The sequence below is a fragment of the Aeribacillus sp. FSL K6-8394 genome (assembly GCF_038008865.1).
GTDB classification, from domain to species: Bacteria; Bacillota; Bacilli; order Bacillales; family Aeribacillaceae; genus Aeribacillus; species Aeribacillus composti.
The window spans coordinates 126760-144732 of record NZ_JBBPAA010000002.1; the positions used below are offsets into that span (position 1 = coordinate 126760).

General features: G+C 42.2%; 18 protein-coding genes. All 18 read left to right on the top strand.

The annotated features are described in order from the left end of the window. Positions 1 to 26: 26 nt before the first annotated feature. The 18 genes from NSR00_RS13010 (at position 27) to rpmC (ending at position 17972) form a co-directional block, all read left to right on the top strand. Positions 27 to 629, top strand: coding sequence for a class I SAM-dependent methyltransferase (locus NSR00_RS13010; protein WP_063387149.1), 603 nt, complete (start codon positions 27 to 29; stop codon positions 627 to 629). A 254-nt stretch (positions 630 to 883) separates the two neighbouring features. Beyond that, complete coding sequence (gene rpoB, locus NSR00_RS13015; protein ID WP_340789367.1) at positions 884 to 4462, top strand: DNA-directed RNA polymerase subunit beta; 3579 nt, start codon at positions 884 to 886, stop codon at positions 4460 to 4462. Positions 4463 to 4504: 42 nt separating this feature from the next. Beyond that, on the top strand, positions 4505 to 8107 hold the full coding sequence (gene rpoC, locus NSR00_RS13020; RefSeq protein WP_117017138.1) for a DNA-directed RNA polymerase subunit beta': 3603 nt from the start codon (positions 4505 to 4507) through the stop codon (positions 8105 to 8107). A gap of 111 nt (positions 8108 to 8218) precedes the next feature. Continuing rightward, positions 8219 to 8467, top strand: a complete 249-nt coding sequence (locus tag NSR00_RS13025) for a 50S ribosomal protein L7ae-like protein (protein WP_340789369.1) — start codon at positions 8219 to 8221, stop codon at positions 8465 to 8467. A 101-nt stretch (positions 8468 to 8568) separates the two neighbouring features. After that, positions 8569 to 8982: a 30S ribosomal protein S12 gene (gene rpsL, locus NSR00_RS13030; RefSeq protein WP_063387153.1), complete on the top strand. Its 414-nt coding sequence runs from the start codon at positions 8569 to 8571 to the stop codon at positions 8980 to 8982. A 42-nt stretch (positions 8983 to 9024) separates the two neighbouring features. After that, positions 9025 to 9495, top strand: coding sequence for a 30S ribosomal protein S7 (gene rpsG, locus NSR00_RS13035; protein ID WP_063387154.1), 471 nt, complete (start codon positions 9025 to 9027; stop codon positions 9493 to 9495). A 47-nt stretch (positions 9496 to 9542) separates the two neighbouring features. Then, positions 9543 to 11621: an elongation factor G gene (fusA, locus tag NSR00_RS13040; RefSeq protein ID WP_063387155.1), complete on the top strand. Its 2079-nt coding sequence runs from the start codon at positions 9543 to 9545 to the stop codon at positions 11619 to 11621. A 131-nt stretch (positions 11622 to 11752) separates the two neighbouring features. Continuing rightward, a complete protein-coding gene (gene tuf / locus NSR00_RS13045; RefSeq protein WP_063387156.1) occupies positions 11753 to 12940 on the top strand; it encodes an elongation factor Tu in 1188 nt (395 codons plus the stop codon). Positions 12941 to 13212: 272 nt separating this feature from the next. Next, entirely contained in the window at positions 13213 to 13521 is a 309-nt protein-coding gene (rpsJ, locus tag NSR00_RS13050) for a 30S ribosomal protein S10 (RefSeq protein ID WP_063387157.1), read from the top strand. 39 nt (positions 13522 to 13560) lie between these two features. Further along, positions 13561 to 14190, top strand: coding sequence for a 50S ribosomal protein L3 (gene rplC, locus NSR00_RS13055; protein WP_063387158.1), 630 nt, complete (start codon positions 13561 to 13563; stop codon positions 14188 to 14190). A gap of 28 nt (positions 14191 to 14218) precedes the next feature. Beyond that, positions 14219 to 14842, top strand: coding sequence for a 50S ribosomal protein L4 (gene rplD / locus NSR00_RS13060; RefSeq protein WP_340789371.1), 624 nt, complete (start codon positions 14219 to 14221; stop codon positions 14840 to 14842). Continuing rightward, the gene (rplW, locus tag NSR00_RS13065) at positions 14842 to 15129 is read left to right on the top strand and encodes a 50S ribosomal protein L23 (protein ID WP_340789374.1); all 288 of its coding nucleotides are present in this window, start codon (positions 14842 to 14844) and stop codon (positions 15127 to 15129) included. The genes rplD and rplW overlap by 1 nt, the downstream gene beginning before the upstream one ends. 27 nt (positions 15130 to 15156) lie before the next feature. Next, entirely contained in the window at positions 15157 to 15987 is an 831-nt protein-coding gene (gene rplB, locus NSR00_RS13070; protein WP_063387161.1) for a 50S ribosomal protein L2, read from the top strand. Positions 15988 to 16044: 57 nt separating this feature from the next. Further along, complete coding sequence (gene rpsS, locus NSR00_RS13075) at positions 16045 to 16323, top strand: 30S ribosomal protein S19 (protein WP_063387162.1); 279 nt, start codon at positions 16045 to 16047, stop codon at positions 16321 to 16323. Positions 16324 to 16343: 20 nt separating this feature from the next. Continuing rightward, a complete protein-coding gene (gene rplV / locus NSR00_RS13080) occupies positions 16344 to 16685 on the top strand; it encodes a 50S ribosomal protein L22 (protein ID WP_063387163.1) in 342 nt (113 codons plus the stop codon). Positions 16686 to 16688: 3 nt separating this feature from the next. Then, the gene (rpsC, locus tag NSR00_RS13085) at positions 16689 to 17345 is read left to right on the top strand and encodes a 30S ribosomal protein S3 (protein WP_063387164.1); all 657 of its coding nucleotides are present in this window, start codon (positions 16689 to 16691) and stop codon (positions 17343 to 17345) included. Positions 17346 to 17347: 2 nt separating this feature from the next. Further along, positions 17348 to 17782 (top strand): 50S ribosomal protein L16, encoded by a 435-nt coding sequence (rplP, locus tag NSR00_RS13090; protein WP_063387165.1) that lies wholly within the window; start codon positions 17348 to 17350, stop codon positions 17780 to 17782. Next, positions 17772 to 17972: a 50S ribosomal protein L29 gene (gene rpmC / locus NSR00_RS13095; protein WP_063387166.1), complete on the top strand. Its 201-nt coding sequence runs from the start codon at positions 17772 to 17774 to the stop codon at positions 17970 to 17972. The genes rplP and rpmC overlap by 11 nt, the downstream gene beginning before the upstream one ends. Position 17973 lies beyond the last annotated feature (1 nt).

Sequence of the window (17973 nt, forward strand, 5' to 3'; positions counted from 1 at the left end):
ATACTCCTAAAAAAGGGGTGCAGAAAATGAGCGAACATTATTTTTCAGAAAAACCGGAAGTGGAAAGCAATAGGAGAAAAATTGAGTGCACGTTGAGAAATCATCCATTTGCGTTCATGACCGACCGCGGAGTTTTTTCAAAACGGGAGGTTGATTTTGGAACGCAGCTATTAATTGAAACTTTCGCTGCTCCCGAAATTCCAGGTGATATTTTGGATGTAGGCTGCGGATACGGACCGATCGGATTGTCAATTGCAAAATCGGAACCCGATAGAATGATTGATATGATCGATATAAATGAAAGAGCAGTCGAACTTGCAGAACTGAATGCTCGAATAAACAACATTCAAAATGTCCGTGTGTTTCAAAGCAATTTGTTTGAAAAGCTGGAAGGGAAATGGTATGCTGCTATTTTAGCAAACCCTCCCATTCGGGCTGGAAAACAAGTCGTCCATCATATATTTGAAAAAAGTTTTGATCATTTAAAAGACCATGGAGAGCTTTGGATCGTTATCCAAAAAAAGCAGGGGGCTCCTTCCGCTAAACAAAAGCTGGAGACTCTGTTTCGTTCGGTAGAAGTGGCAGAGAGAAAAAAAGGCTATTATATTTTTAAAGCAAAAAAAGATTGACCTGCAATCCAGGATATGTTAACATTATAAAATGCCAATATATTAATTTCCATTTGTAGCTAAATTTTTTCTTGGATGTATAGAACCAACCCATTAAGGAAAAAATAATAAAATCAACTATTTCTGCGCAGTGGTTTTCTTTTTTCATAAAGAAAATCCTTTTTCTTTTTACTTGTAATAGTATTTATTTTATTATATAAAACATGGAATGCTATTTACAAGATATTATTATGCTGATTTGAGGGGTGACTCAGTTGACAAGTCAACTAGTTCAGTACGGACGACACCGCCAACGCAGAAGTTATGCGCGTATTAAAGAAGTGTTGGAATTACCTAATCTTATTGAAATCCAAACCTCTTCGTATCAGTGGTTTCTTGATGAGGGTCTTCGTGAAATGTTTCAAGACATATCTCCTATCGAAGATTTCACTGGTAACCTCTCGCTTGAGTTTATTGACTACAGCTTAGGTGAACCGAAATACTCCGTTGAAGAAGCAAAAGAACGCGATGTTACTTATTCTGCCCCGCTGCGGGTAAAAGTGCGCCTAATTAATAAAGAAACAGGCGAAGTGAAAGATCAAGATGTATTTATGGGCGATTTTCCGCTTATGACGGAAACCGGCACATTTGTGATCAATGGCGCAGAACGAGTAATTGTTTCCCAATTAGTCCGTTCACCTAGTGTTTACTACAGCGACAAAATTGATAAAAACGGTAAGAAGGGCTTTACAGCTACCGTCATTCCAAACCGTGGCGCTTGGTTAGAGTACGAAACAGATGCAAAAGATGTTATATATGTCCGCATTGATCGCACTCGCAAATTACCAGTTACGGTTCTTTTACGTGCCCTTGGGTTTGGCTCTGATCAAGAAATCATCGATGTGTTCGGAGAAAATGAATATTTAAGAAATACGTTGGATAAAGACAATACCGAAAGCCCAGAAAAGGCGCTTCTTGAAATTTACGAACGCCTGCGTCCTGGTGAACCGCCAACAGTTGAAAACGCAAAAAGCTTATTGATCTCCCGTTTCTTTGATCCAAAAAGATATGATTTAGCAAGTGTCGGCAGATATAAAATTAACAAGAAACTTCATATCAAAAACCGACTCTTTAATCAACGATTAGCAGAAACTCTAGTCGACCCTGAAACTGGAGAAATCATTGCTGAAAAAGGAACTATTATTGATAGAAGAACGCTGGATAAAATTTTGCCTTACCTTGAAAAAGGAATAGGTTTTAAAAAATTTACTCCTGATGGTGGAGTAGTTGATGAAGACATCACGTACCAATCTATTAAAATTTATGCTCCAAACGATCCGGATGGAGAAAAAATTCTCAACGTTGTTGGCAACGCAAACATTGATGAAAGTGTAAAAAACATTACGCCAGCAGACATTATTGCGTCCATCAGCTACTTCTTTAATTTGCTATATGGAGTAGGAAATACAGATGATATTGACCATCTAGGAAACCGCCGTCTTCGTTCGGTAGGGGAGCTTTTGCAAAACCAGTTCCGAATCGGACTTTCACGGATGGAGCGTGTTGTGAGGGAAAGAATGTCCATTCAGGATGCCAATACGATTACTCCGCAGCAATTAATCAACATCCGTCCAGTAATTGCGGCCATTAAAGAATTTTTTGGCAGCTCCCAATTGTCCCAATTCATGGATCAAACAAATCCTCTTGCAGAACTGACGCATAAGCGCCGTTTATCTGCATTGGGACCTGGCGGACTCACACGTGAACGAGCAGGCTTTGAAGTTCGCGACGTCCATTATTCCCATTATGGACGCATGTGTCCAATTGAAACGCCTGAAGGTCCAAATATCGGATTGATTAACTCATTATCAACATATGCAAAAGTAAACCGTTTCGGTTTTATTGAAACGCCGTATAGAAGAGTTGACCCTGAAACAGGGAAGGTAACAGACCGAATTGACTATTTGACAGCTGACGAAGAAGATAACTATGTTGTTGCTCAGGCTAACGTGCCAGTAGCAGAGGATGGAACGTTTTTAGAAGATAATATTGTTGCCCGTTTCCGCGGGGAAAACATAGTGGTGAAAAAAGACCGTGTCGACTACATGGACGTTTCGCCTAAGCAAGTTGTATCAGCAGCAACAGCTTGTATCCCGTTCTTGGAAAACGATGACTCCAACCGTGCATTAATGGGTGCGAACATGCAGCGCCAAGCTGTTCCTTTGCTTCAACCAGAAGCGCCTATTGTTGGTACCGGAATGGAGTATGTATCGGCTAGAGACTCTGGAGCAGCTGTCATCTGCAAGCACGCAGGCGTTGTCGAACGAGTTGAAGCCAACAGAATTTTAGTTCGCCGTTATGAAGAAGTGGACGGCCAAAAGGTTAAAGGTGATCTCGACGAGTACAAATTGTTGAAATTCGTCCGTTCCAACCAAGGAATGTGCTACAATCAGCGCCCAATTGTATCTGTTGGAGACGAAGTCGAGAAAGGCGAAATTTTAGCTGACGGTCCTTCCATGGAAAAGGGAGAGCTTGCTTTAGGCCGAAATGTACTTGTCGCCTTTATGACATGGGATGGATATAACTATGAAGATGCCATCATCATGAGCGAGCGTCTTGTAAAAGAAGACGTCTATACTTCCATCCATATTGAAGAATATGAGTCCGAATCCCGTGATACAAAATTGGGTCCGGAAGAAATAACTCGTGATATTCCAAATGTCGGAGAAGACGCTCTTCGCAACTTGGATGAACGAGGCATTGTCCGCATTGGAGCAGAAGTTAAAGACGGCGACTTGCTTGTTGGGAAAGTAACGCCAAAAGGAGTTACAGAACTGACTGCTGAAGAACGATTATTGCACGCTATTTTTGGAGAAAAAGCACGTGAGGTTCGTGATACATCACTTCGTGTTCCGCATGGGGGCGGAGGTATTGTTCTTGATGTAAAAGTGTTTAACCGTGAAGACGGAGATGAACTGCCTCCAGGTGTCAACCAGCTGGTGCGTGTATACATTGTACAGAAGCGTAAAATCTCTGAAGGGGATAAAATGGCAGGCCGCCATGGAAACAAAGGGGTTATTTCCCGAATTCTCCCTGAGGAGGACATGCCGTTTTTGCCGGATGGAACACCAGTTGACATCATGTTAAATCCATTAGGAGTACCTTCCCGGATGAACATCGGGCAAGTATTGGAATTGCACTTAGGAATGGCGGCTAAGAAGCTGGGCATTCATGTTGCAACTCCGGTATTCGATGGTGCGACAGAAGAAGATGTATGGTCAACAATTGAAGAAGCTGGGATGGCTCGTGATGCGAAAACGGTCCTTTACGACGGCCGCACTGGGGAACCTTTCGATAATCGCGTGTCTGTCGGAATCATGTATATGATCAAACTGGCGCACATGGTTGACGATAAACTGCATGCTCGTTCCACAGGTCCATACTCGCTTGTTACACAGCAACCGCTCGGCGGTAAAGCACAGTTCGGTGGACAGCGGTTCGGAGAAATGGAGGTTTGGGCTTTAGAAGCCTATGGAGCAGCATATACATTGCAAGAAATCCTTACTGTAAAATCAGACGATGTTGTCGGTCGTGTAAAAACATACGAGGCAATCGTAAAAGGCGAAAATGTGCCTGAACCTGGAGTTCCTGAATCTTTCAAAGTATTAATTAAGGAGCTTCAAAGCTTAGGACTGGATGTTAAAATTCTCTCAAGCGATGAACAAGAAATCGAAATGAGAGAATTGGAAGATGAGGTAAATTCCGCCCAGTCAGATGGCCTCTCTTTAACGACTGAAACAATCGAAGAGGAAATTGTTGATAAAGAAGAAAAAGATGCAGTTGCCAAAGAGTAAAGGAATTTTTTGCTACGGAAGATAAAAAGGGAGGTAGGCCCCTTGCTGGATGTAAATAATTTTGAGTATATGCACATCGGTCTTGCTTCACCTGATAAAATTCGTTCATGGTCATATGGTGAAGTGAAAAAACCAGAAACGATCAACTATCGTACTTTAAAGCCTGAAAAAGACGGTTTGTTTTGTGAACGTATATTCGGTCCGACAAAAGATTGGGAATGCCACTGCGGAAAATATAAACGGGTTCGCTATAAAGGCGTAGTATGCGATCGATGCGGTGTTGAGGTTACGCGAGCAAAAGTGCGTCGGGAGAGAATGGGGCACATCGAACTTGCTGCCCCTGTCTCTCATATTTGGTATTTCAAAGGGATTCCAAGCCGTATGGGACTAGTTCTTGACATGTCACCTCGAGCATTGGAAGAAGTTATTTATTTTGCCTCTTACGTCGTGACAGATCCTGGGGACACACCACTTGAAAAGAAACAGCTTTTATCTGAAAAAGAGTATCGCACATACCGCGAGAAATACGGAAATGCCTTCCAAGCATCAATGGGTGCGGAAGCAATTAAAAAATTATTGCAAGATATCAATCTTGATAAAGAAGTAGAAGCGTTAAAAGAAGAGCTTAAATCTTCTCAAGGCCAGCGGCGCACAAGAGCGATTAAACGCCTTGAAGTGATGGAGGCATTCAGAAATTCCGGAAATGACCCTTCATGGATGGTGTTGGACGTACTTCCTGTCATTCCGCCTGAATTGCGGCCGATGGTTCAATTGGATGGCGGACGCTTTGCAACTTCCGATTTGAACGATTTGTATCGCCGTGTTATTAACCGAAACAATCGTTTAAAAAGACTGTTGGATCTTGGAGCGCCAAGTATCATCGTGCAAAATGAGAAACGGATGCTTCAAGAGGCTGTTGACGCACTTATTGACAATGGACGCCGTGGTCGTCCAGTTACTGGACCGGGAAATCGTCCACTGAAGTCACTCTCTCATATGCTGAAAGGAAAGCAAGGACGCTTCCGTCAAAACCTGTTAGGGAAACGGGTTGACTACTCTGGACGATCCGTTATCGTTGTCGGCCCAAATCTGAAAATGTATCAATGCGGTTTGCCAAAGGAAATGGCGCTTGAGCTCTTTAAGCCTTTTGTCATGAAGGAGCTTGTTGAAAAAGGGCTGGCACATAACATTAAAAGCGCCAAACGGAAAATTGAACGCGTCCATCCTGAAGTTTGGGATGTGTTGGAGGAAGTCATTAAAGAACATCCGGTTCTGCTTAACCGGGCACCGACTTTGCACAGATTAGGAATCCAAGCGTTCGAACCGACGTTAGTCGAAGGGCGTGCCATTCGTCTACATCCGTTGGTATGTACAGCCTATAATGCTGACTTCGACGGTGACCAAATGGCTGTTCACGTTCCGTTATCGGCAGAAGCACAAGCAGAAGCAAGGCTGTTAATGCTTGCGGCTCAAAACATTTTAAATCCGAAAGACGGAAAACCGGTTGTTACGCCTTCACAAGATATGGTGTTGGGGAACTATTACTTAACAATGGAACGTGAAGGAGCGATCGGAGAAGGGAAAATTTTCAAAGATCCTGATGAGGCGCTCATTGCCTATCAAAACGGCCATGTACATTTGCATACACGAATTGCAGTACATGCCGGTTCCTTAAAGAACGAAACATTTACAGAAGAACAAAATAAAAAGCTTCTGATCACAACGGTAGGAAAATTAATATTCAACGAAATACTGCCGAATTCGTTCCCGTATATTAATGAGCCGTCAACTAAGAACATTCAAGAATGCACGCCTGATAAATATTTTGTTGATCCGGCACAGGTAGATGTGCGGGAGCACATTAAAAACCAAGAAATCATTCCGCCATTTAAAAAAGGAATTTTAGGAAAAATTATTGCCGAAGTCTTTAAGAGATTCCATATTACTGAAACATCGAAAATGCTTGACCGCTTAAAAGATTTAGGCTTTAAATATTCGACTAAGGCCGGAATTACAATCGGTGTTTCTGATATTGTTGTGTTGGCGGAAAAAGAAGCAATTTTAAAAGAGGCGCAAGCTAAAGTTGACAATGTCTTGAAGCAATTCAGACGCGGATTAATCACTGAAGATGAGCGGTACGATCGTGTTATCTCTATTTGGAGTGCTGCTAAAGACACCATTCAAAGCAAGCTGATGAATTCATTAGATAAGCGGAATCCGATTTTCATGATGAGCGATTCAGGAGCTCGCGGAAATGCATCTAACTTCACACAGCTTGCGGGAATGCGCGGACTGATGGCTAACCCTGCTGGACGAATTATTGAGCTTCCGATTAAATCGAGTTTTAGAGAAGGTTTGACAGTGTTAGAATACTTCATCTCGACCCATGGTGCCAGAAAAGGTCTGGCAGATACAGCATTAAAAACTGCTGACTCCGGTTATTTAACACGCCGCCTTGTAGATGTTGCGCAAGATGTGATTATTCGTGAGGAAGACTGCGGAACAGACAGAGGAATTTTAGCGAGAGCGCTGAAAGACGGTTCAGAAGTTATCGAAAAACTCGAGGAACGGATTATCGGACGATATGCAAGAAGATCGGTTATTCATCCTGAAACGGGCGAAGTGCTTGTCAGGGAAAATGAAATGATTACCGAAGACATAGCAGCTCAAATTGTCAATGCAGGGATAGAAGAAGTTTGGATTCGCTCTGCATTCACATGTAATACAAGACATGGTGTATGTAAAAAATGTTATGGACGGAACTTGGCTACCGGCACTGATGTCGAAGTAGGCGAAGCGGTAGGAATTATCGCTGCTCAATCGATCGGAGAGCCGGGTACACAGCTGACGATGCGTACTTTCCACACCGGTGGGGTTGCCGGCGACGACATTACCCAAGGTTTGCCGCGTGTTCAAGAATTGTTTGAAGCCCGTAATCCAAAAGGGCAAGCGGTTATTTCAGAAATTGACGGGGTAGTTGCTGAAATTAATGAAGTGAGAGATAAGCAGCAAGAAATTGTCGTCCGCGGTGAAGTGGAAACACGCACATACACGGCGCCATTTAACGCCCGCTTAAAAGTAGCTGTGGGGGACCGTGTAGAACGCGGCCAAGAAATTACGGAAGGTTCAATAGATCCAAAAGAATTGTTGAAAGTAAAAGACATTTTAGCCGTTCAAGAATATTTGCTTCGTGAAGTGCAAAAAGTGTACAGAATGCAAGGTGTGGAAATCGGCGATAAACATATTGAAGTAATGGTGCGGCAAATGCTGCGGAAAGTCCGTGTCATCGATTCCGGCGATACGGATGTTCTGCCGGGAACACTCCTTGACGTTCATCAATTTACAGAAGCAAATAAAAAGGTGCTTTTGGAAGGAAAACGCCCTGCAACAGGACGGCCGGTATTGCTCGGTATTACAAAGGCATCGCTTGAAACGGAGTCCTTCTTGTCTGCCGCATCATTCCAAGAGACAACACGCGTATTAACGGATGCGGCCATTAAAGGAAAACGGGATGAACTGTTAGGCTTGAAGGAAAATGTTATTATCGGTAAGCTTGTTCCGGCTGGAACAGGAATGCAGCTCTATAGAAAAATAAAACCGGTCATGAATAAAAAATCCGTTGACGAAACGATTTCGGTTGAATAATTGTCGGGGAAAAGATGGATGCCGTAAAATGCACAGTTGACATCCATCTTTTCCAATGTTAATATTATCAAGGTGTGTAAATATCACCTGTCACTTTGGAGGATATGAAATATGTCTTATGAAAAAGTAGCACAGGCTGAAAAGGTTATTATTGGTACAAAGCAAACAGTGAAAGCTCTGAAAAATGACACTGTAAAGGAAGTTATCATTGCAGTGGATGCTGACCCGAAAGTAACAAACAAAGTGGTTCAGCTGGCTGAAGAGAAAGAAGTTCCTTTAATTAAGGTCGATTCTATGAAGAAGCTCGGAAAAGCTTGCGGAATAGAAGTTGGAGCGGCAGCTGTTGCAATTATAAAATAAACATTGTTTTTGTAGATTTCTGCAAAAACAATTGTTTTTACCAAATTATGAACCGCCTGGATGTGTGGGTTTGAAAAAACGTTTGAAGGGAGGAAATGTATATGCCTACAATTAACCAATTAGTGCGAAAAGGCCGCACGCGCAAAGTAGTAAAATCAAAATCTCCTGCGTTAAACAAAGGATACAACAGCTTCAAAAAAGAACAGACAAATTTATCTTCGCCGCAAAAACGCGGGGTATGTACACGTGTTGGAACAATGACACCTAAAAAACCAAACTCAGCTCTTCGTAAATATGCACGTGTCCGCTTGTCAAACGGAATTGAAGTAACAGCTTATATTCCGGGGATCGGACATAACCTGCAAGAGCACAGCGTTGTGCTAATCCGCGGCGGACGTGTAAAAGACTTGCCTGGTGTCCGCTATCATATCGTACGCGGAGCCCTTGACACAGCTGGAGTTGAAAACCGTAAGCAAGGCCGTTCCAAATATGGAACGAAACGTCCTAAAAACTAAAAGATAATATAATAAATACAGAATGAAGGGAGGAATTTAGTGATGCCACGTAAAGGACCTGTACCAAAACGTGACGTACTACCAGATCCAATTTACAATTCAAAATTAGTTACTCGTCTGATTAATAAAATCATGATTGACGGTAAAAAAAGCAAAGCGCAAAAAATTCTTTACAATGCATTTGATATCGTGAGAGAACGAACTGGCAAAGATCCAATGGAAGTGTTTGAACAAGCGTTGAAAAATATTATGCCAGTATTAGAAGTTCGTGCACGCCGTGTAGGGGGTGCAAACTACCAAGTACCTGTAGAGGTTCGTCCTGAACGCCGCACAACTTTGGGTCTTCGCTGGTTAGTAAACTATGCCCGCCTTCGTGGTGAAAGAACGATGGAAGAACGTCTTGCGGCTGAAATCATTGACGCAGCAAACAACACAGGTGCGGCAGTGAAAAAGCGTGAAGATACACATAAAATGGCTGAAGCGAATAGAGCATTTGCACATTACCGCTGGTAATAAACATAATATTTATCAATACCCATGAAGGAAGGAGAAATTACCCGATGCCAAGAGAGTTCTCCTTAGAAAAAACTCGCAATATCGGTATTATGGCGCACATTGATGCTGGTAAGACGACAACGACTGAGAGAATTTTGTTCTATACAGGCCGCATTCACAAAATCGGGGAGACTCACGAAGGAGCTTCCCAAATGGACTGGATGGAGCAAGAACAAGAACGCGGTATTACCATTACATCTGCCGCTACAACAGCTCAATGGAAGGGACATCGGATCAATATTATTGATACGCCAGGGCACGTAGACTTCACGGTTGAAGTTGAACGTTCTTTGAGAGTCCTAGACGGAGCAGTTGCAGTTCTTGATGCTCAGTCTGGCGTTGAGCCGCAAACGGAAACAGTTTGGCGCCAAGCAACAACATACGGAGTGCCGCGCATTGTATTTGTTAACAAAATGGATAAAATCGGCGCAGACTTTTTATACTCTGTCAAAACACTTCACGATCGCTTAGAGGCTAACGCACACCCTATTCAGCTCCCGATTGGAGCAGAAGATCAATTTGAAGGTATCATTGACCTTGTGGAAATGAAAGCATATTACTATCTGGATGATCTAGGTACGCGTTCGGAAGCTCGTGAAATTCCAGACGAGTATAAAGAACAAGCAGAAGAGCTGCACACTCGATTGATTGAAGCAGTTGCAGAGCTTGATGAAGAATTGATGATGAAGTACCTTGAAGGAGAGGAAATTTCCGTTGACGAGCTGAAAGCAGCTATCCGTAAAGGTACTTGTAACGTTGAGTTTTATCCTGTTTTATGCGGCTCAGCTTTTAAAAATAAAGGCGTGCAGCTAATGCTGGATGCGGTAATTGATTACTTGCCATCGCCAATCGATGTGCCACCGATAAAAGGCGTCATCCCTGATACAGAGGAAGAAACAGTTCGCAAATCAAGCGACGATGAACCATTTGCTGCATTGGCGTTTAAAGTAATGACAGACCCATATGTAGGAAAATTAACTTTCTTCCGCGTATATTCAGGAACATTAAGTTCCGGTTCATACGTATCCAATTCCACAAAAGGTAAACGTGAACGGATTGGACGTATTCTACAAATGCACGCGAATCACCGCGAAGAAATTCCAATGGTATATGCAGGTGATATTGCTGCTGCAGTTGGTTTAAAAGATACAACAACTGGAGATACTCTATGTGATGAAAACCATCCGGTTATTTTAGAATCGATGGAGTTTCCAGAGCCTGTTATCAGAGTTGCGATTGAACCTAAATCAAAAGCAGACCAAGACAAAATGTCAACAGCATTGCAAAAACTATCTGAAGAAGACCCAACATTCAAATCGCATACGGATCCGGAAACTGGCCAAACAATTATTGCCGGTATGGGCGAACTTCACCTAGACATTATCGTTGACCGTATGAAACGTGAATTTAAAGTTGAATGTAATGTAGGTGCGCCGCAAGTTGCGTATCGCGAAACATTCCGCTCATCCGCACAAGTTGAAGGTAAATTCGTACGTCAATCAGGCGGACGCGGACAATACGGTCACGTTTGGATCGAATTCAGTCCAAATGAAGAAGGAAAAGGATTTGAATTCGAAAACGCAATTGTCGGTGGTGTCGTTCCACGCGAGTACATCCCAGCGGTTCAGGCTGGTTTGGAAGATGCAATGCAAAACGGTGTGCTTGCAGGCTATCCGTTAATTGACATTAAAGCTAAACTTTTTGATGGGTCTTACCACGATGTTGACTCAAGTGAGATGGCGTTTAAAATTGCCGCTTCACTTGCCCTTAAAAATGCTGCTCAAAAATGTAACCCGGTACTCCTTGAGCCAATTATGAAAGTTGAAGTAATTGTACCTGAAGAGTACATGGGAGACATCATGGGTGATATCACTTCACGCCGTGGACGTGTGGAAGGAATGGAAGCACGTGGAAATGCACAAGTTGTAAAAGCAATGGTTCCACTTGCTGAAATGTTTGGTTATGCAACCGCACTTCGTTCCAATACACAAGGACGCGGTACATTTACGATGCACTTCGATCATTACGAAGAGGTGCCTAAAAACATTGCAGAAGAAATTATCAAAAAAAATAAAGGCGAATAATTGATTTTCAACCATTGTTCAAGTATAAATACTTATGTAGCCCTTGGATGCGGATGCACTTGCGCCGCCTCCAAGTATTCTATATATTTATTTAAAATGAAACATATTTTTTTAAGGAGGAAAAATTACTTATGGCTAAAGCGAAATATGAACGCTCTAAACCACATGTTAACATTGGTACAATCGGCCACGTTGACCATGGTAAAACTACTTTGACTGCAGCTATTACTACTGTTCTTGCAAAACAAGGTAAAGCTGAAGCTCGTGCATATGATCAAATTGACGGTGCTCCAGAAGAGCGTGAACGCGGAATCACGATTTCAACTGCACACGTAGAATACGAAACTGACAACCGCCACTATGCACACGTTGACTGCCCTGGACACGCAGACTATGTTAAAAACATGATCACTGGTGCTGCTCAAATGGACGGCGCTATCCTAGTTGTTTCTGCTGCTGACGGTCCTATGCCGCAAACTCGTGAGCACATTCTTTTATCTCGCCAAGTAGGTGTGCCTTACATCGTTGTATTCTTAAACAAATGCGATATGGTAGACGACGAAGAATTATTAGAACTAGTTGAAATGGAAGTTCGTGACCTTCTTTCTGAATATGACTTCCCTGGCGACGATGTACCTGTTATCAAAGGTTCTGCGCTTAAAGCACTTGAAGGAGATGCTGAATGGGAAGAAAAAATCATTGAATTAATGAACGCAGTTGACGAATACATCCCAACTCCAGAACGCGATACAGAAAAACCTTTCATGATGCCTGTTGAAGACGTATTCTCTATCACTGGTCGCGGTACAGTTGCAACTGGTCGTGTAGAACGCGGCGTTGTAAAAGTTGGTGACGAAGTAGAAATCGTTGGTTTAGCTGAAGAATCTAAGAAAACAACTGTTACTGGTGTTGAAATGTTCCGTAAGCTTCTTGATCAAGCTGAAGCTGGAGACAACATCGGTGCTTTACTTCGCGGTATCGCACGTGACGAAGTAGAACGCGGTCAAGTTTTAGCAAAACCTGGTTCTATCACACCGCACAAAAAATTCAAAGCACAAGTTTACGTTCTTTCTAAAGAAGAAGGTGGACGTCATACCCCATTCTTCTCTAACTACCGTCCACAATTCTATTTCCGTACTACAGACGTAACTGGAATTATCACTCTTCCAGAAGGTGTAGAAATGGTAATGCCTGGAGATAACGTTGAAATGACTGTTGAACTCATTTCTCCAGTTGCGATTGAAGACGGTACGAAATTCTCTATCCGCGAAGGCGGTCGTACTGTAGGTGCAGGATCTGTTTCAGCTATCCTTGACTAATTGAAAAAAGCGAGTCGAATAGGCTCGCTTTTTTTATTATAAATATGAAGTCTGCAAAGCATTAACTTTTAAAGAAACAACACTAAATTTTATAGGAAATCCTGAATTTTTCTTGCATTAGACACCTGTTTTTTATATAATGTATAACGTTGGTCTTTGACTGCGATGAAGCGGGAGGTTGCTGATACACCCGGCCGCTTTGCCATGGCGGGCGTACAGGAAATTCTCGTGGAGAATTGTCTATGGAAAGTAGGCGAAAAGGAGGGAAAATAATGGCAAAACAAAAAATTCGAATTCGATTAAAAGCGTATGATCACAGAATCCTTGATCAATCTGCCGAAAAAATTGTAGAAACTGCAAAACGTTCGGGAGCAAATGTTTCTGGTCCAATTCCGCTACCGACTGAAAAAACAGTTTATACAATTCTTCGAGCAGTGCACAAATATAAAGATTCTCGTGAACAATTTGAAATGCGTACACATAAACGTTTAATCGATATTGTCAACCCTACACCGCAAACGGTTGATGCGTTAATGCGTTTAGATTTGCCTTCTGGTGTAGACATTGAAATTAAACTGTAACGATAGATTAAAACATTTGAAATTTAGGAGGTGTGACTCATGACCAAAGGAATCTTAGGAAGAAAAATTGGAATGACGCAAGTATTTGCAGAAAACGGTGAATTAATTCCTGTTACTGTAGTTGAAGCATCCCCAAACGTCGTTCTTCAAAAGAAGACTGTTGAAACAGACGGCTACGATGCTATTCAACTAGGTTTTGAAGACAAGCGTGAAAAGCTTGCAAACAAGCCGGAAAAAGGTCACGCTGCAAAAGCAAATACTGCTCCTAAGCGCTTCATTCGTGAAGTTAGAGGTGCTAATGTAGACGAGTATGAAATTGGTCAAGAGGTTAAAGTAGACATTTTTTCTGCTGGGGAACTTGTTGATGTGACAGGTATTTCTAAAGGGAAAGGATTTCAAGGTGCGATTAAACGTCACGGACAATCACGTGGCCCAATGTCTCACGGTTCACGGTACCACCGTCGTCCTGGTTCAATGGGAGCCATTGCACCAAACCGTGTTTTTAAATCAAAAGAACTTCCTGGAAGAATGGGCGGTGAACGCGTAACCGTTCAAAATCTTGAAGTTGTAAAAGTAGATGCTGAACGCAATCTTCTTTTAATCAAAGGGAATGTTCCGGGACCGAAAAAATCATTAGTTATTATTAAATCTGCAGTAAAAGCGAAGTAATTTCAACAGGAAAGGAGGAAACGGAAAAATGCCGAAAGTTACGTTATATAACCAAAACGGATCAGCAGTTGGCGAAATCGAATTAAATGATTCTGTTTTTGGTATTGAGCCGAATAAACACGTATTATTTGAAGCTGTCATTATGCAAAGAACTTCTCAAAGACAAGGCACTCATAAAGTAAAAAACCGTTCTGAAGTTAGTGGCGGTGGCCGTAAGCCATGGCGTCAAAAAGGTACAGGACGCGCACGTCAGGGATCCATCCGTTCACCTCAATGGCGCGGAGGTGGGACAGTATTTGGACCAACACCTCGCACATATGCATACAAATTACCGAAAAAAGTCCGCCGCTTAGCAATCAAATCAGCTTTATCTTCTAAAGTTCAAGAGAACAATATTGTTGTATTAGAAGATTTAGTGTTGGAAGCTCCAAAAACGAAAGAAATGGCTGGAATTCTCAAAGGGCTTTCCGTTGACAGAAAAGCGCTGATTGTAACAGGAGACGAAAACGAAAATGTAATCCTGTCTGCACGCAATATTCCAGGTGTAACAGTTGTTACGGCTAATGGAATCAACGTGTTGGATGTGTTGAGCCATGATAAACTTGTTATTACAAAAGCAGCGGTGGAAAAAGTAGAGGAGGTGCTTGGATAATGAAGGATCCTCGAGATATTATTAAGCGCCCCATCATCACTGAACGTTCAATGGATCTAGTAGCTGACAAAAAATATACATTCGAAGTAGATGTGAAAGCAAACAAAACAGAAGTGAAGGACGCTATTGAAAAAATTTTCGATGTCAAAGTTGAAAAAGTCAACATTATGAATTACAAAGGAAAACTTAAACGTGTTGGCCGGTTCAGCGGTTTGACAAATCGCCGTAAAAAAGCAATCGTGAAATTAACGGCAGACAGCAAAGAAATCAAATTGTTCGAAGCATAATTTTGAAAGTGAAGGAGGGAAACTGAGATGGCGATTAAAAAATATAAACCAACCTCTAACGGTCGCCGCGGCATGACAGTATCTGATTTTGCTGAAATCACTACTGACAAGCCGGAAAAGTCGTTGCTTGCTCCGCTTCATAAAAAAGCAGGACGCAACAACCAAGGTAAGCTAACTGTTCGTCATCAAGGCGGAGGCCATAAACGTCAATATCGTATTATTGATTTTAAGCGCGATAAAGATGGAATACCAGGACGCGTTGCTACTATTGAGTACGATCCAAACCGCTCCGCAAACATTGCATTAATTAACTATGTTGACGGAGAAAAACGCTATATTCTGGCTCCTAAAAACTTAAAAGTAGGAATGGAAGTAATGTCAGGACCTACAGCTGATATTAAAGTTGGAAACGCACTTCCTCTTCAAAATATCCCAGTAGGTACTGTCATTCATAACATCGAATTAAAACCAGGAAAAGGCGGACAATTGGTTCGTTCTGCAGGTACTTCAGCTCAAGTGCTTGGTAAAGAAGGAAAATATGTATTAGTTCGTTTAGCTTCTGGTGAGGTCCGCATGATTTTGGCAACTTGCCGTGCCACTGTCGGCCAAGTAGGGAATGAGCAGCATGAATTAATTAATATTGGTAAAGCAGGTCGTTCCCGCTGGTTAGGCAAACGTCCAACAGTTCGCGGATCTGTTATGAACCCTAGCGATCACCCGCACGGTGGGGGAGAAGGAAAAGCACCTATTGGTCGTAAATCTCCTATGACGCCTTGGGGTAAACCGACTCTTGGGTTTAAAACTCGCAAAAAGAAAAACAAATCCGATAAATTTATCGTTCGCCGTCGTAAAAAATAACGGGGTTGTTCTACGGTTCATCAGAACCGTAGCGCAATCACGAAGGGAGGTAACATTATGGGTCGTAGCTTAAAAAAAGGACCATTCTGCGATGATCATTTAATGAAAAAAATCGAAAAATTAAATGAAACTGGAAGCAAACAAGTCATCAAAACTTGGTCTCGCCGTTCAACTATTTTCCCATCTTTCATCGGTCATACCATTGCGGTCTATGATGGAAGAAAACATGTTCCGGTATACATTACTGAAGACATGGTAGGACATAAGCTTGGAGAGTTTGCTCCAACTCGTACTTACAGAGGCCATGCCGGCGATGACAAGAAGACAAAACGCTAATATGAGAGGAGGATTTTAGGATGCAGGCTAAAGCTGTTGCGAGAACAGTACGAATTGCTCCTCGTAAAGCTCGTTTAGTTATTGACTTGATCCGAGGAAAGCAAGTTGGTGAGGCAATTGCCATTCTTCGCCATACACCTAAAGCTGCTTCACCAATTATTGAAAAAGTGTTAAAATCGGCTGTTGCAAATGCAGAGCATAACTATGACATGGACGGAAACAATTTATATATTGAAAAGGCTTATGTTGATGAAGGACCAACTTTGAAACGCTTTAGACCACGTGCACAAGGTAGAGCGAGCCAAATCAACAAACGCACAAGCCATATTACGATCATTGTTTCGGAAAAAAAGGAGGGATAATTAGTGGGTCAAAAGGTAAATCCAGTCGGTCTTCGAATTGGCATCATTCGTGATTGGGAATCGAAATGGTATGCAGAAAAAGATTATGCAGACCTGTTACATGAAGACCTCAAAATTCGTGAATACATTAATAAACGTTTAAGCGATGCATCCGTTTCCCGCATTGAAATTGAACGTGCGGCAAACCGTTTAAATATCACTATCCACACAGCTAAGCCAGGAATGGTTATCGGTAAAGGTGGTACAGAGGTCGAAGCTTTAAGAAAGGCTTTGAACCAACTAACTGGCAAACGTGTGCACATTAATATTTTAGAAATTAAAAAAGCTGATTTAGATGCAAAACTTGTTGCGGAAAATATTGCACGTCAGCTAGAAAACCGCGCTTCGTTCCGTCGTGTTCAAAAACAAGCGATCCAACGTGCAATGCGCGCAGGTGCATTAGGTATTAAAACAATGGTATCCGGCCGTCTTGGTGGTGCAGATATCGCACGTTCTGAACATTACAGTGAAGGAACGGTACCGCTTCATACTCTTCGCGCAGACATCGATTACGGAACTGCAGAAGCGGATACAACGTACGGAAAATTGGGCGTAAAAGTTTGGATTTATCGTGGAGAAGTTCTTCCAGCTAAAAAGAACAATGAGGAAGGAGGCAAATAATTATGTTAATGCCTAAACGCGTAAAATATCGTAGAGAACATCGAGGGAAAATGCGCGGACGTGCAAAAGGCGGCACTGAAGTTCATTTCGGTGAATATGGCATTCAAGCTCTTGAGCCTGCTTGGATCACCAACAGACAAATTGAAGCAGCACGTATCGCGATGACGCGTTATATGAGACGTGGCGGAAAAGTTTGGATTAAAATTTTCCCGTCTAAACCATACACGGCTAAACCTTTAGAAGTACGGATGGGTTCCGGTAAAGGGGCACCTGAAGGCTGGGTTGCCGTAGTGAAGCCGGGCAAAGTATTGTTCGAGGTTGCGGGTGTTTCTGAAGAAGTTGCACGTGAAGCACTGCGTCTTGCATCTCATAAATTACCAATCAAAACAAAATTTGTAAAACGTGAAGAAATTGGTGGTGAATCAAATGAAAGCTAAAGAAATTCGTGATCTAACCACTGCCGAAATTGAACAAAAAGTGAAATCTTTAAAAGAAGAATTGTTTAACTTGCGCTTCCAGCTTGCGACTGGTCAGCTTGAAAATACTGCCCGCATCCGTGAAGTACGCAAAACGATTGCTAGAATGAAAACTATTATTCGCGAAAGAGAAATTGCTGCAAACAAATAAT

Bases quoted from the DNA above. Each gene is read 5' to 3' on its own strand.
- rplP (WP_063387165.1), top strand. From the start codon at position 17,348: ATGTTAATGCCTAAACGCGTAAAATATCGTAGAGAACATCGAGGGAAA.
- rpsL (WP_063387153.1), top strand. From the start codon at position 8,569: ATGCCTACAATTAACCAATTAGTGCGAAAAGGCCGCACGCGCAAAGTA.
- NSR00_RS13025 (WP_340789369.1), top strand. From the start codon at position 8,219: ATGTCTTATGAAAAAGTAGCACAGGCTGAAAAGGTTATTATTGGTACA.
- NSR00_RS13010 (WP_063387149.1), top strand. From the start codon at position 27: ATGAGCGAACATTATTTTTCAGAAAAACCGGAAGTGGAAAGCAATAGG.
- tuf (WP_063387156.1), top strand. From the start codon at position 11,753: ATGGCTAAAGCGAAATATGAACGCTCTAAACCACATGTTAACATTGGT.
- rpsG (WP_063387154.1), top strand. From the start codon at position 9,025: ATGCCACGTAAAGGACCTGTACCAAAACGTGACGTACTACCAGATCCA.
- rplB (WP_063387161.1), top strand. From the start codon at position 15,157: ATGGCGATTAAAAAATATAAACCAACCTCTAACGGTCGCCGCGGCATG.
- rpsS (WP_063387162.1), top strand. From the start codon at position 16,045: ATGGGTCGTAGCTTAAAAAAAGGACCATTCTGCGATGATCATTTAATG.
- rplD (WP_340789371.1), top strand. From the start codon at position 14,219: ATGCCGAAAGTTACGTTATATAACCAAAACGGATCAGCAGTTGGCGAA.
- rpsJ (WP_063387157.1), top strand. From the start codon at position 13,213: ATGGCAAAACAAAAAATTCGAATTCGATTAAAAGCGTATGATCACAGA.
- fusA (WP_063387155.1), top strand. From the start codon at position 9,543: ATGCCAAGAGAGTTCTCCTTAGAAAAAACTCGCAATATCGGTATTATG.
- rplC (WP_063387158.1), top strand. From the start codon at position 13,561: ATGACCAAAGGAATCTTAGGAAGAAAAATTGGAATGACGCAAGTATTT.
- rplV (WP_063387163.1), top strand. From the start codon at position 16,344: ATGCAGGCTAAAGCTGTTGCGAGAACAGTACGAATTGCTCCTCGTAAA.
- rplW (WP_340789374.1), top strand. From the start codon at position 14,842: ATGAAGGATCCTCGAGATATTATTAAGCGCCCCATCATCACTGAACGT.
- rpmC (WP_063387166.1), top strand. From the start codon at position 17,772: ATGAAAGCTAAAGAAATTCGTGATCTAACCACTGCCGAAATTGAACAA.